Below are 14,077 nucleotides of genomic sequence, written 5' to 3' on the forward strand. Positions count from 1 at the left end.
GCGGAGAACCCGGCGCCAGTGCTGGAACTCGAAGCGGCGGCGCCCGGAGCCACCCCCGTCGCCCCGAGCCCCAGCCCGACGCCGGAACCGAGCGCCGGCTCCTCCTCCCCGGCTCCGTCCACGTCTGCTCCTGCTCCCGCTGCCACGGCGAAGCCGTCCGCCCAGGCGTCGGAGGCAGCGGACTCCGGCAGCGACACCGGCGTGATCGTCACGGCCATCGCCGCGGCGATCGTCCTGGTCGTGGGCGCTGCTGTGTGGTGGGTACGGCGCGGGCGCGGCCGGGCGTAGGCGCCAGAAGGGGCTGGTGCGCGACCGCCCGGCGCGCACCAGCCCCGCTACCGCGTCCGTACCCGCCGCGTCACGCCCGTACCGCGGCGGGAGTTGTCACCCCGAGGTGCCCGCCGCGGGCCAGGGCCGCGGCCGCGGTCGCGCACCCCGCCCCGACCAGCGCGAGTACCACCCACGGCAGCGCGGCGAAACCGGTGCGGCGGCCGGCGTCGACGACCGCGCCGGTGGCCAGATTCCCCACGGTGATCCCGATGCCGCAGACGGTGTTGTAGAGGCCGTAGTGGGTGGCGACCCATCGCCCGCCGGACAGGGCGACGATCGTGTCCATCTCGAACGGGTACAGCACGGCGGTCGCCACCGCCAGCAGACCCGCGCACACCACCAGCGGCACCATGACCAGCACGGCTCTCCAACCGCTGTACACGGGAACGGCACTTGAGGTGAGAGCCGGGGGCAGGAAGGCCACTGCCATGACGGTGAGCCCGGCGACCAGACAACGGTGAGGCGTCCACGTACGTGCACACCACGCGGTGATGCGCATCTGTCCGGCGAGTGCGACCAGGCCGGAGACGACGAACAGCGCACTGGTCGCCGCGATGCCGTACGCACCGTCGCCCACCAGACGTTCCGTCTCCAGCGGCAGTGCGAGATACATCTGGAACGACAGGACGTACGAGCCGGTCATGGCGGCGGCGAACAGCCAGAAGGGCCGGTTGCGCAGCACCGTACCCGCCTGCTCGCGCCAGGTGGTCTCCTGCCTGCCCGCGGCCCTCTCCCGTACGGGCAGCCGCCGCCACTGCGACAGCGTCAGTACCGCGAAGAGCGCCGATGCCACCGCGCAGGTGACCGGGAACGCCACGGCGGTCAGCGCCAGTCCGACCAGCGGACCGAGCAGGATCCCGGCCTGGTAGAAGACATTGAAGAGCGCGAACGCCTCGACCCGACGCTCACCCGCCTCGGCGGCGAGGTACGCGCGGACGGCGGGATTGAACAGGGCCCCCGCCAGACCGGTGGCGGCCGAGGCCGCCAACAGGCCCGGCAGAGTGTCCGCCACGGCGAGCCCGGCGAAACCGGCCGTACGCAGCGCACACCCGGCAATGATCAGTGGCCGGTGGCCGAGCCGGTCGGCGAGCATGCCGCCGATGAGGAACATGCCCTGCTGGGAGAGGTTGCGCATGCCCAGAACGAGTCCGACCGCCCAGGCGCCCAGAGCCAGCGAGCCCGACAGATGCGCGGCCAGATAGGGCATCAGCATATAGAAGCCGAGGTTGATGGCGAACTGGTTGACCAGCAACAGCTGAACCGTGGCATCGAACGAACGGGCCTTCCGCCAGGTGGAGTTCACCGCCGGCTCCCTTCCGCCGCCGTGGCGCCGGACAGCGGATCGACGACCGTGGCGCAGCGCGTCCACCGGAACACCTCCGCTTCGTCGGCCCGGGAGACGACCGCCGGTCCGGTGGGTTCTTCCGCGAGGAGGAGGCCGTTGGCCCGGCAGTAGTCGTCGTTGAAGACCGTGTCGAAGTAGCGGTGCGGACCGTCGGGGAAGACGGCGGCGATCCGGGTCCCCGCGGGCTGTGTACGGGCGAGCCATCCGGCGACCAGCGCGACCGCGCCCACACTCCAGCCGCCGGTCGCGAACTGCCGGGCGGCCAGGCGCCGCGCCGACCAGACGGCCTCGGCGGGGGCGACCCAGTGGACTTCGCTGAAGGAGCCGTAGTCGACATTGCGCGGAAAGATGGACGAGCCCAGCCCGCGCATCAGCCGGGTCCGGGCGGGCTGGCCGAAGATCGTTGACCCGACCGTGTCGACTCCCACGAGCCGCATCGCGGGCATACGCGCGCGCAGCCCGCGGGCGATCCCGGCGGAGTGGCCACCCGTGCCGACCGCACACACCAGCACATCGACTCGCCGCAACTGACCCGCGAGTTCATCGGCGAGTCCGGAGTACGCGGCCACGTTGTCGGGGTTGTGGTACTGATCCGGGCACCACGCGCCCGGATACGCGGCCAGGAGCTCGGCGACCCTCTGACGGCGCGCCTCCTGCCAGCCGCCTTCGGGACGGGGCCGGTCGACGACGTACAGGGTGGCCCCGTGGGCGGCGAGCATCCGCTCCACGATCGGTTCCATGCCCGGGTCGGTGACCAGATGCACCGGATGCCCGTACAGCACCCCGGCCAGGGCGAGGCCGAGGCCGAGCGTGCCGGAGGTCGATTCCACGATCGGGGCACCGGGACGCAGATCCCCGCGTTCGCGGGCCCGGGCGACCATGTACAGCGCGGCCCGGTCCTTGATGCCGCCGGGGTTGAAGCCTTCGAGTTTCGCCCAGAACCCATGGGGCGCGGTGGTGAACGGCTCGTCCACCCACAGCACGGGCGTGTTGCCGACGGTGCCCAGCACACTGCGGGGTGAGCCGATCGGCCTTACGGGCAGGGATAGTTCAAGTTCGGTCATCGTGCGGTCGGTGTCCTTCGTACGGCCCGGGGCACACCGCGGTGACGCACCTGCCGGCAACGCACCGCGTCACCCCAGGAGAGGAGCGATCGGGGCCGTCAGGCCGCTCGTCGGTGGGCAGCGCATCACCGCACACCGGAGCAGCCGGGCCCGGTCACGTCCTGGACACACACCCCTGGCCCAGCACCTCACGCCCTCCCGCGGCGGGAGGCCCGCGCCTCGGCGCGCCGGCACACAGCGGTGATTCGCTCGCCCGCGGCCGGTCGCCGACCGCTGCGGAGAGTGCCTGAAGTGGCCGGCGTTCATCCACCTGGGCGGCGAGATGGTGTTCGGCCACGGGCGCGCAGGAAGGATCCGGATCGGCGCACTCCGACGAAAGCTCCGGGGCCGAGGCCGCCGGACGGTCGGAATGGGGATCGAGCAGCCGGTGATGCCCGCCACTGTCGCAGCCGCCGATCAACAGGGCAGCCAGAGCCCCCAGCAGCAGGGCGACCACCCATCTGCCGTGCTCACGGAAACATCCCGGCCGAATTCGCACAGTGACGTACACGCTACCGTGCGTTGAAGGTGACGCCGGCCAGGAGAAGCGTCGAACGGGTGAGGGACCCCCGCCTACTATGGCTCTGCGTACTCGGTGGCGGAGGGAAGACGGGGGCCATGCGGCGGCTGGGGCATCTTGAGGCGGAGATCATGGACCGCCTGTGGACATGGGACCGTCCGTCCACGGTGCGTCAGATCGTCGACGACATCAACGAGACCCGGCCTGTCGCGTACACGACGGTGATGACCGTCACCAACATCCTGTTCACCAAGGGCTGGCTGCTGCGCGAAAGGCAGGGCCGCGCCTGGCTGTACACACCGGCGCGCAGCCGCGAGGCGTACGCCGCCGCGCTGATGGAGGACGGGCTGGGAACCAGCCGGGACCGCCCGGCGGCGCTGATGCACTTCGTCGAGAACATGACCCCCGAGGAGATCGACGCACTCCACAAGGCGCTGCGGAGCGTGGGACGACGGGCCGAGCCGTGAACGCGGTTCCCGCGCTGACCGGGTACGCGGCGGTGGTCGGAGTGGTCGTGCCGCCGTTGCTGGTGCGCAGTGCCTGGCCGCACCGGATTCCCGTGCTGGGAGCGGTGGTGTGGCACGCGCTGGCGCTCTCGTTCTCGGTGGCGGTCGCGCTCGCCGCGGTCGGGCTGGCCGTGCCGACCGAGCATCTGCACGCGGGCCTCGTGGGCGTCCTGCACTACTGCGGTCTGCACCTCGGTACGGGCCGGCCCGACCCCGGTACGGCCGACCGGCTGGCCATCGCACTGCCGAGCGCCGTCTTCGCGGTGCTGGCCGCGAGCTTCACGTGCCATCTCGTACGCGCACGACGCCTGCGGGACCGGCACAGGGAGGCGGTGGACCTGGTGGGGCGTCACTCGGCCCGGTTGCGCGCCACCGTACTGCCCTACGACAGACCGGCCGCCTACTGTCTGCCGGGCCGCCGCCCCCGGATCGTCATCAGCGACGCCGCCCTCCGTGAACTGTCGCCGGAACAGCTCGACGCCGTTCTGGAGCACGAGCGCGCCCATGTCGCCGGCCGTCACCATCTGGTGCTGGCGGCGATGGAGGCGTTCCACTCCGTGTTCCGCCGGCTTCCGCTGGCCCGCCTGGGCCGGGAACAGACGGCGCTTCTGATGGAGATGGCCGCGGACGACCGCGCGCTGCGCGGCCATCCGCACGAGGTGCTCGCCACCGCGATGTACGAGATGGCGGCGGCCCGTGCCCCGAGGGGAGCACTCGCGGTGGGCGGCGGGACTGTCGCGGTCCGCATGAAGCGGATCCTTGTCCCCCGCGGGGCACCGCACCCCGCCGTCTCGGGGGCGATCGCCGCGGTGGCCACGGTGGTTCCCGTACTGCCGTTGCTGGTCGCCTGCTCTCCCGGCCTGGGCTGACCTCGCGTCCCGGGGGCCGCCGGCCGGCCGTCAGCCGATGCGGACGCCCCACATGAACGGCATACCGCTCCGGGCGATCGATTCGTAACGCACCTGCGCGCCGGGCTTCGGTGAGTGGAGGATCTGCCCGTTGCCCGCGTAGAAACCGACATGGCTCAGGTCGGTGCGCATGAGGATGAGATCGCCGGGCTTGAGCGCGCTCAGGGAGTTGATCCGGGTGCCGATGTTCGCCTGCTCCTGTGACGTACGGGGAATCGACACTCCCGCCTGGTTGAACGACCAGGAGGTCAGCCCACTGCAGTCGAAGGAGTTCGGTCCCGCCGCGCCCCACACGTAAGGCATCCCGACCCGGCTCTTCGCCGCCTCGAAGGCCGCGGCGGCGCGCTGGGAGGCGCTGGCCTCATTGCCCAGTCGCACCCGCTCGCTGGACCGGTTGGCGCGCTCCTCCTCGGCGGACCGCTCGGCCCGTTCCTCGGCCGTGAGGGTGTTGAGCAGCCGTTGCGCCTTCGCGAGCTTGCCCTGGATCTCCGTCTTCCTGTCCGCGAGTTCCCCACGGGTCTCCCGGAGGTCATCGAGCTTGTCCGCGGCCTGGCTGCGCTGCTGACGGAGATCACGCTGCTGCGACTGGTACTGCTGGAGCGCGGTGATCTGCCGGGCGCTCAACTGGTCGAGCGCGGAAGCGTTGTCGAGATAGCCGTCCGGATCGGAGGAGAGCAGGAGCTGTACGGACGGGTCGAGCCCGCCGCCGCGGTACTGGGCCGCGGCTATCGAACCGATCTGGTTCCGCAGGTCGTTGAGATCGCTCTGCTTGCGCGCGGCGGTGTCCTGGAGATCATCCACCTGCTTCTGGAGGACACCGGCCTTCTCCTTCGCCCCGTTGTACTTCTCGGTGGCCTGGGTGGCCTCCTCGTACAGCCGGTCGATCTGCGCCTGGACGCCCTTCTTGTTGGGGTCCGGCAGCGGATCGGCCGAAGCCGACTGTGCCGTCACGGCGACAGCCGCGGCGGCCGTCGCCGTGACAACGGCCGTGTAGGCCTGGCTGGTCTGCTTGGGACGACGGTGGGACGCCACTGAGGCGGTCTCCTTCTGATCGATCTCGCGAAGACTTGTCCGTTAATACTATAGAGCTTAGTTCTTTAGTAACAAGGTGAGTGGTGGCCGGGGTGCCTCCTCGGGTGGGGCTCCCGAAGGGCGGATTCCGTTGTTCCCGGTACTCCTGATCCCTGTTCATGTTGTGTTCGGTTTGTTCTTCGACACTCGGCCATCGCCCCCAAGTACTTGCAGACGAGAGGCTTCACCATGACGGACAAGAACATCGAAGACCCCGAACAGACAGCGATCTCGCGGCGGCGGCTGGTCAAGTACGCGGGCGTGGGGGCGACGTTGGCCGCCGCGAGCCCGCTCGTGGGGGCGGCCGGTACGGCGTACGCCCACGACGACGACCGCAAGCAGGAGAAGTCCGGCGACTCCGGCAAGCGGGTGTGGCGTGCCGGTGATCACCATGTGCACTCGGAGTACAGCGGTGAGTTCGACACGTCGACGAACCCGCCGACGTTCCACAAGGGTGCCGACGCGGTCTACCCGATCGTCACCAACGCGATCATGGCCAAGAACTTCGGTCTCTCCTGGGTGATGTGCACCGACCACGGCGGTCCGACGCACTCCAAGGTGAACCTGGAGCAGGCCTACCCCGACCTCCTGCGCTCCCGCGTACTGGTGCCCGAGGTCCTCCAGTTCTGGGGGATGGAGTTCGACGCCCCGGCGCTCGACCACCACACGCTGATGATTCCCCACCACAGCGACGAGGCGCAGCAGCTCTTCGAGCTGGAGAGCCGCTTCGCGAAGAACGACCCCTTCCCCGCCGATCGTGGCCGTGACACCGAGGCCAAGATGATCGAGTTCCTGAAGGCCGCGAAGGACATGCGGCGCAAGCCGCTGGTCATCGCCCACCACGCCTCGCGCTCGGCGACCGGCCTCGGTGTGTACGGGCAGGACACCCCGCGTGAGTTCCGCAACGGCAACAACATCGCTCCGGAGATCTACGTGGGCTTCGAGGGTGCGCCCGGTCACCAGGCCGGTCCTCTCAACGGCGGCGCGCGCGGCGGGTACGGCAACTACCCGACCCATGGTGGCTTCGACCAGATGACGGCTCGGGTGGGCGGGCTGTGGGACTCGCTGCTCGGTGAGGGCCGGCGCTGGTGGATCACGGCGACCTCGGACTCGCATGTGCACTGGACGCGCGGTGGCTCCGACTTCTGGCCGGGCGAGTACAGCAAGACCCATGTGCTGGCGAGGCAGGACTACGCCGACATCATGGACGGGCTGCGCAACGGCCGGGTCTGGGTCGGCACCGGCGACCTGATCACCAGCCTCGACCTGACGGCGAGCAACCGCGGTGACGAGGCCGCCATGGGCGAGACGCTCACCGTCAGCCGTCGCAACCGTACGGACGTCGAGATCGAGATCCGGTTCCGTCCGCTGGAGGGCAAGAACGGCAACGGCGACCGGCCCGAGGTGCGGCGTGTGGACCTGATCACCGGTCAGATCACCGGCCCGAGCGCCGGCCTGGACACCGACACCAACCCGACCACGAAGGTGGTGGCACGGTTCGGCCCGCGTGACTGGCGCAGGCAGGGCAAGGAGTACGTCATCAAGCACACCCTGCGCGACGTCGAGGGCGACATGTACGCCCGCGTCCGCGGCACGAGCACCGACGAGGTCGAGCCGCTGGCGGACGGGCTGGAGAGCCCCTGGGACGACCTGTGGTTCTACTCGAACCCGGTCTTCGTCCACGTCCGCTAGATCCCGGACACACCACCGGCTCCCGGACACACCGGGTCCGCCGGGTCCGCCGGCCACGGGCGCTCGATCACGATCGGGCGGCTCGTGGCCGGCGGGTGGTGGCACTCACCGGGCAGCGGCCCGTATCGAGACGGGCTAGGCCCTGGAGAGCGGCAGCCGGACGGCCGGCGGGAGTGGGGTCCGGACGGGGTTCGCCTGGAACGACTGGATCATCAGGGCCGCGAAGCGGCGCGAGGCCGCCACCCTCATCCCGGGTGACTCGGCGCGGATGCCTTCGTTCGCCATCAGCGCCAGACTGAAGTCCTCCAGTACGAAATCCCCCCGCAAGGAGCCCGCCGCCTTCGCGCGCCGCACCAGTTCGAGCAGCAGACGCAGCGTGCGGTCGCGGTCCGCGGCGAAGTCGACCGCTTCGGGAAGCTGCGAGGTGAACGCGCGGGCGAAGCCCCGGTCGAGGGCGTGCATCTCCATGAGGTTCTCGATCACCAGGCAGAACCCGCTCCACGGGTCGCCCGCCGCCAGCCCTTCCTCCACGACTGCCGAGCAGGACGCCATCTGCTCGGCGAAGGCCTCGGTCAGCAGGGCTTCCTTGGTCTGGAAGTGCCGGTAGACGGTCGCGACACCCACCTCGGCGCGCCGGGCGATCTCCCGGATCGGTACGTCGAGTCCCTCGGCGGCGAAGGCCGCGCGGGCGACCGCCAGGATGCGCCCGTGGTTGTCGCGGGCATCCGAGCGGCGCTTCGTTATCACTTGGGCCGTCACCACTCTCACTTTAGCGAAACGGACGGGGTGCTCCGTTACGGTCCGGCGCATGAGAGCGATTCAATTCACCGAGTACGGCCCGCCCAGTGTTGTGCACGTCGCCGAAGTGGCGGCGCCGCACGCCGGGCCGGGCGAGATCCGCATCGCGGTACGGGCCTCCGGAATCTCCCCCGGGGAGACGCTCATCCGCTCCGGCACGCTGCGCGACATGGTGCCCACGACGTTCCCGTACCGGACCGGGTTCGACGCCGCGGGCGTGGTGGACGAGGTCGGCGACGGCGTCACGGGCGTGACCGTCGGCGACGAGGTCTTCGGCCACGCCTCCATGGCCACGCGCGGCGCCAACGCCGACTTCGCGGTCCTGGCCGCCTGGGCGCCGAGGCCGGCCGCGTGGAGCTGGGAGGAAGCGGGCGGCGCCGCGGGCGGTGTCGAGACGGCCACCCGGGTTCTGGACCGGCTCGCGGTCGGCGCCGGGCACACCGTGCTCGTACAGGGCGCGGCCGGTGGGGTGGGCACCGTCGCCGTGCAGCTCGCGGCCGCCCGCGGCGCCACCGTCATCGGTACGGCGAGTGAGCACAACCATGACTTCCTGCGTTCCCTCGGCGCGGAGCCGACGACATACGGGACAGGGCTGGTCGAACGGGTCGGCGCGCTGGCACCGGCCGGGGTGGACGCGGTGTTCGACTGCGCCGGAGGGGCGCTGCCCGACCTCGTCGCCATCGCCGGCGACCCGGCGCGTGTGGTGACGATCGCCGACTTCACCGCCGCGGCCCACGGCGTGCACATGTCGCACGGAGCACCGGCCGAGGACACGGGCGCCGCCGTGGGCGCCCCCGCCGACCGGCTGGCCGTGCACGGTCTCGCGACGGCGGTCACGCTCGCCGACGAGGGGCGGCTGCGGGTGCCGGTCGCGGCGGCGTTCCCGCTCGCCGAGGCAGCCGCCGCGCACGAACTGAGCGAGACCCGTCATGCCCGCGGAAAGATCGTGCTGGTGAACTGACGTGACCGGCCCGCGGCCGGTCCCGTCGACCGGTCACGGGCCGGGCACCGCTCAGCGGGCCGGGGCCGTCCGCCTCAGGTATCCCGGGCCGCGCTCACACCCCGTACCTCCGTATCCCGTACGTCCTCGCGTCGCCGTTCAGCAGAGGCAGCCCGTTCCGCCGGGGCGCGGATCCTGCCACCCGTGGCGGCGGGCGGCCTCGGGGGAGACCAGGGAGCGCGCCGTCGGGTTGGCGGCGGGTTCGCCGGTCGTGGCGGTCACGGGTGCGAAGGGCGCCACGAGCGAGTCCACCGTACGGACCGTGCCGCCGGTCACGACTGTCCGTACGGCCGCCGCCGCGTCGATGTCCCGCAGCGGATCGCCCTCGACGAACACCAGATCGGCGAGCATTCCCGGGGCGAGCGCGCCGAGCAGCCCGTCCACGCCCATGCGCCGCGCGGGGTTGGCCGTGGCGGTGCGCAGCGCCTCGTACGGGGTGAAGCCGCCCAGGACCAGCGCGCGCAGATTCTGGTGCAGGGAGAGCGCGGGATCGTCGAGCGGGGCGTCCGAACCGGCGACGACGGTGCCGCCCGCGCGATGGATCCGCAGCAGCATGTCCACGCCGCCGGCCAGCAGCGCCCGGTTCAGCCCGGCCGTCGGCCCGTCCGCCGCGTCGGCCTTGGCCACCAGCGCGGTGTAGTCCCAGGGCGGGTAGAGCCGCCGTGTGCGCTCGTCGGCCACGAGCGAGCGGTCGTCGGCGAGCAGCACGGAGGAGTTCAGCAGCGTGGAGGTGACGGGCATCGAGGCCGCCGTCAGTACGGCGACGGAGTCCTGGTACGCCCGGCCCAGCCGGGTCTGGGTCTGCGAGTAGCCGACCCGGTTGCCGCCGCCCGTGTGCTCCATGGCGTCCATGCCGTAACCGGCCTGCGGATACGCGTAGTGCGAGGTGACCGGCAGACCGCGCTCGTGGGCCTGCCGGGTGACCGCCCGCTCCAGGGGCGCGGGCAGCCGGATATAGGTTTTGACGAGATCGTAGGAGAGCGTCGTGACACGGGCCATCTCCAGCCGGAGCTGTTCGGTGTCGACGACGGGCCGGACGTTGTTGTAGAAGACCCGGGCCCCGTCCAGGGCTTCCCCCGTGCCGAAGAAACGCGGACCGACGCGCGCCCCCGACTCGATGGCCTCCCTCGTCTCCACCATCTGGTAGGCGGGGTCGGCCGGTGACACGACGGTGGTGATGCCGTACGACAGCATCAGGCGCCCCGTGCGGTCGCCCCACTGCCGGCCGCGCATGTGCCAGTGCACATGCGAGTCGATCAGACCCGGCATCGCGGTCAGGCCCGGCAGATCCACGACCTCGTCGCCGCGGCCCCGGCCCGCCGGGCGGATCTCGGCGATCCGGTCGCCCTTGACGACGATGTCGGCGGCGCCGCCCAGCCGGTCACCGCGGCCGTCCCACAGGGCGCCCGCGCGCAGCACCACGGTGCGGGTGCCGACGGGCCGGCGGAAGGTCAGCGCCACGGGTACGGTCCGCGGGGTGCCGCCGGAGACGGGTACGGTCCGCAGCGTGCCGTTGCTCAGATAGTGCAGACGGCCGTGCGAATCCACCGACAGCGAGTCGGTGACCTCGGTGGTGATCTGCTCGGGCGCCCCGGTGACCTTGCCGCTGGTGTCGACGGGCACCCGCCAGGCCGTGCTCCCCATGGCGAAGACGAAGTGCCGTCCGTCCGGGGTCCATACGGGCCCGTCGTCACCCCGCGTGGCGATCGACCGATGGGGCGCGACGGGCTCGGAACGCGTCGTACCGGTGGCGAGATCCACCGAGAGGATCTCGCTGAGTCCGGCGCGGTTCCGTCTGGAGTACGGCTTGTTGGCGGCGACGGCGAGCCGGGTGCTGTCCGGGGACCAGGTGGGGCGGCCGGGCTGGAAGACCACCGGCAGCACCTGCCGTACGGCCCCGGAAGCCAGGTCCAGCACCCATGTACCGCCGTTCTCGTCCTGGTAGGCGATCTTCGTGCCGTCCGGCGACCAGCGCGGAGTCAGTTGCGCGCCCGCCAGCCGTGTCAGCCGTACGGGCTCGCCGCCGGCGAGATCCTGGCGCCACAGGGCGGCGGTGCCCGAGCGGTCGCTCACGTACACGACGGCCGTGCCGTCCGGGGACCAGTCGGGGTCGGAGGCGAAGAACCCGTCGTCCACCAGCCGGACGGGGACCTCGCCGGGCCGTGTCCCCGCCACCCAGAGGGCATTGAGCGCGCGGAAGGCGATCCGCTCCCCGTCGGGGGAGACGACCGGGCTCGCGATGCCCTTGACCTGTTGCACGGCGGTCGAGGTGAAGTCCCTGACCCGGTGGCGCCAGGGCGGACGCTCCAGGGTGACCGTCGCGCTGAAGTCGACCGTACGAGAGGCCGCCGCACCAGAGGCCGTACGAGAGGCTCCCTCGTCGGCCAGGCGCAGCCGCTGTACGCGTCCGTTCGCCGTGTAGAGCAGCTCGTCGGCGGAGATCCAGGAGGTGCGCAGGGCGTGGACATCGGCGCCGGAGACGACGGCCCGGCCGTCGACCATCACGTCGGCGCGGGTGCCCGCGATCTGCACATAGCTCAGCCGCCGCCCGTCCGGGCTCAGTGCCGGGCCGTAGATCCTGGCGTCACCGCTCGCCGTGACCAGCCGGGTGCGCGCCCCGGTCGCGAGGTCCACGGCGTCGACGGCCGTGTCGTTGACCGTGCAGACGACCCGGGTGCCGTCGGCCGACCAGGCCGGCATGCCGTCCTCGTCGTCGCCGGAGGTGAGCCGGGTCCGGGTGCCGGTGGCCGGTTCGAGCAGCCACAGGTCGTTGCTTCCGGAGCGGTCCGAGGTGAAGACGATCCGGTCGCCGCCGGGCGAGTGGCGCGGTTCGCGGTTGTCGTAGTCGTCCTCGGTGAGCCTGGTGAGGCCGGTGCCGTCGGGCCGTACGGACCAGAGCTGATACGTCCCGTCACGGAAGGACTGGAAGACGAGCGCGCGTCCGTCCGGGGCCCAGTCCGGCTGGGTGGCGTCCTGCAGGTCTCCGGTGAGCCGGACGGCCTCGCCGCCGTCGGCGGGCACCAGCCAGATCGCGCCGAGCGGATCGATGGCGAGCCGGGTGCCGTCGGGGGAGAGCGCGGCGGCCATGTTCGTGCCCTCAAAGACGGTGACCGTACGGGACGTCCGGCGGTCACCGTCGTCGTCACCGTCCCGGGCCGTGTCCGGTACGGCGGCGGTCGCCGGGGCCGTGGCGGCTCCCGTGCCGGCCAGTGCTCCGGCGGCCAGCACACCGCCCCCGGCCAGGACGCGGCGCCTGCTCGGGCGGGCGGAGGCGGTGTCGGCCGTGGTGTTGTCGTCCATGACGTCTTTCGGCTCTCTCTCGGGAAAGGGGCTGTGCCGGGGGTCCGGGGCGTGTCCGCCGGAGGGGGCTCAGGGGCACACGGTGTGCAGGAAGCGCGTCAGCCGGGCGACGCCTTCCTCGATCGTGTCCGGGTCCAGATAGCTGCACGCCAGCCGGAGTTGACGGTCCCCTCCGTCGCCCAGATAGAAGTGCGACATCGGTGTCCACAGCACACCGAACTCGCGGGCCGACCGTTCGAGCAGCCGCTCGTCGGCCACGACGGGCAGCCGCACCCGTACGAAGAAGCCGCCCCGGGGCCGGTTCCAGGACACCCCGGCGGGCGCGCCCGTACCCGGGCCGAGGCCGCGGTCCAGCGCGTCCAGCAGCAGCCGCAGATTCCGCTGGTACAGCGCGGCCTTGGCCCGGACGAGCGAGGCCAGCGAACCGTTGTGCTCCAGCAGGATGCCGCCGATGACGGCCTGGGCGAGCGGTGAGGTGTTGACGGTCACCATGCTCTTCAGCGTGGCGAGTTCATCGGCGAGCAGGACCGTACGGCCCGAGGCGTCGTCGTGTACCCGCTGGTCGGCGACGACGTAACCGACCCGGGCCCCCGGCATGCAGACCTTCGCGAACGTGCCGAGGTGGACGACCCGTTCACCGCCCGGCAGCGCCTTCAGCGGCGGCAGCGCGCCCGGCTGCTCCGCCGTGAACGCGTAGGCGTTGTCCTCCAGTACGAGGAAGTCCTCCCGTTCGGCGACGGCGAGCAGCCGGTGCCTGGCCGCCAGGCCCATGAAGCCGCCGGACGGATTGGAGAAGTCGGGCGCGACATACAGGGCGCGGATACGGCGGCCCGCCCGCCGGGCGGCCCGGCACACCTCGTCCAACTGCGCGAAGTCGATGCCGTCGGTGTCGCCGTCGTCGCCGGTGTCGGAGGCGTCGTCGATCGGCACCAGATCCACCCCGAGCACCGAGGCCGCCCCCGACAGTCCGACGAAGCAGGGATTGACGACCGCGACGAGATCCGTGGGCGACGCGACGAGCGCCCGGACCGTCAGCAGCATCGCCTCCTGACAGCCCACCGTGATCACCAGGGACTCCGGTGGTACGTCGATGCCCTGGTCGGTACGGAGCGCGTCGGCCACCAGGCCGTTGATCAGGCCCCGGCTCGGTCCGTACTGGTAGAGCAGCCGCTCGGCCTCCTCGGGCGTCAGCCCGCGCTCCTCCTGAAGGTGGCGCAGATAGCGGGCGGTGTGGCGGGCGGTGTCGATCTCGGCGAAGAAGCTGGTGTGCGGAGCGCCCGGCGCGAAGGAGATCGCGTCGGGGAAGCGGCTCATCACCTCGTTGAGAAAGCTGATCGACCCCATGGCAGGAGAGCCGAGCGAGCCGTGCAGGGCGTCGCGGCGCAGCACGGTGCCGGTACGGGTTTCGGTACGGGCGGTCGTCACCGTACGGTCCCTTCGGCGGCGAGCGCGTCCGTACCCGTACCCGTACCCGTACTCGTACCTGTGCTCGCCCCCGCGCGCC

General features: G+C 71.6%; 10 protein-coding genes and 1 pseudogene. 5 read left to right on the forward strand and 6 right to left on the reverse strand.

Annotated features, from left to right (window positions below):
• Positions 1-288, forward strand: a pseudogene (locus WH07_RS39715) (DUF1775 domain-containing protein); the annotation flags it as partial.
• A gap of 70 nt (positions 289-358) precedes the next feature.
• On the opposite strand, the gene WH07_RS13590 reads toward WH07_RS39715, so the two are convergent.
• Positions 359-1,633 (reverse strand): MFS transporter, encoded by a 1,275-nt coding sequence (locus WH07_RS13590; protein WP_046499976.1) that lies wholly within the window; start codon positions 1,631-1,633, stop codon positions 359-361.
• Entirely contained in the window at positions 1,630-2,739 is a 1,110-nt protein-coding gene (locus WH07_RS13595; RefSeq protein WP_052744359.1) for a PLP-dependent cysteine synthase family protein, read from the reverse strand. The genes WH07_RS13590 and WH07_RS13595 overlap by 4 nt, the downstream gene beginning before the upstream one ends.
• Positions 2,740-3,396: 657 nt before the next feature.
• On the opposite strand from WH07_RS13595, the gene WH07_RS13600 reads away from it, so the two are divergent.
• Both WH07_RS13600 and WH07_RS13605 read left to right on the forward strand, forming a co-directional pair.
• Entirely contained in the window at positions 3,397-3,765 is a 369-nt protein-coding gene (locus WH07_RS13600; protein WP_046499979.1) for a BlaI/MecI/CopY family transcriptional regulator, read from the forward strand.
• Positions 3,762-4,673 carry a M56 family metallopeptidase gene (locus tag WH07_RS13605; RefSeq protein ID WP_046499980.1) on the forward strand — a complete coding sequence of 304 codons (912 nt, stop codon included), beginning with the start codon at positions 3,762-3,764 and terminating at the stop codon, positions 4,671-4,673. Before WH07_RS13600 ends, WH07_RS13605 begins: the two co-directional genes overlap by 4 nt.
• A gap of 30 nt (positions 4,674-4,703) precedes the next feature.
• Here WH07_RS13605 and WH07_RS13610 read toward each other — a convergent pair whose 3' ends face one another.
• Complete coding sequence (locus tag WH07_RS13610) at positions 4,704-5,744, reverse strand: C40 family peptidase (RefSeq protein WP_046499982.1); 1,041 nt, start codon at positions 5,742-5,744, stop codon at positions 4,704-4,706.
• Between the two features lie 228 nt (positions 5,745-5,972).
• On the opposite strand from WH07_RS13610, the gene WH07_RS13615 reads away from it, so the two are divergent.
• A complete protein-coding gene (locus WH07_RS13615; protein ID WP_046499984.1) occupies positions 5,973-7,475 on the forward strand; it encodes a CehA/McbA family metallohydrolase domain-containing protein in 1,503 nt (500 codons plus the stop codon).
• Between the two features lie 135 nt (positions 7,476-7,610).
• Here WH07_RS13615 and WH07_RS13620 read toward each other — a convergent pair whose 3' ends face one another.
• Positions 7,611-8,243 carry a TetR/AcrR family transcriptional regulator gene (locus WH07_RS13620; RefSeq protein ID WP_232788863.1) on the reverse strand — a complete coding sequence of 211 codons (633 nt, stop codon included), beginning with the start codon at positions 8,241-8,243 and terminating at the stop codon, positions 7,611-7,613.
• A 40-nt stretch (positions 8,244-8,283) separates the two neighbouring features.
• Here WH07_RS13620 and WH07_RS13625 point away from each other — a divergent pair, with 40 nt between their 5' ends.
• Positions 8,284-9,234 carry an NADP-dependent oxidoreductase gene (locus WH07_RS13625; RefSeq protein ID WP_046499986.1) on the forward strand — a complete coding sequence of 317 codons (951 nt, stop codon included), beginning with the start codon at positions 8,284-8,286 and terminating at the stop codon, positions 9,232-9,234.
• Between the two features lie 138 nt (positions 9,235-9,372).
• Here the strand turns inward: WH07_RS13625 and WH07_RS13630 are convergent, their stop codons facing one another.
• A complete protein-coding gene (locus tag WH07_RS13630; RefSeq protein WP_063775761.1) occupies positions 9,373-12,573 on the reverse strand; it encodes an amidohydrolase family protein in 3,201 nt (1,066 codons plus the stop codon).
• 69 nt (positions 12,574-12,642) lie between these two features.
• On the reverse strand, positions 12,643-13,917 hold the full coding sequence (locus WH07_RS13635) for an aminotransferase-like domain-containing protein (protein ID WP_046499993.1): 1,275 nt from the start codon (positions 13,915-13,917) through the stop codon (positions 12,643-12,645).
• Positions 13,918-14,077 lie beyond the last annotated feature (160 nt).

It is taken from the genome of Streptomyces odonnellii, assembly GCF_000981895.1.
Lineage (GTDB): Bacteria > Actinomycetota > Actinomycetes > Streptomycetales > Streptomycetaceae > Streptomyces > Streptomyces odonnellii.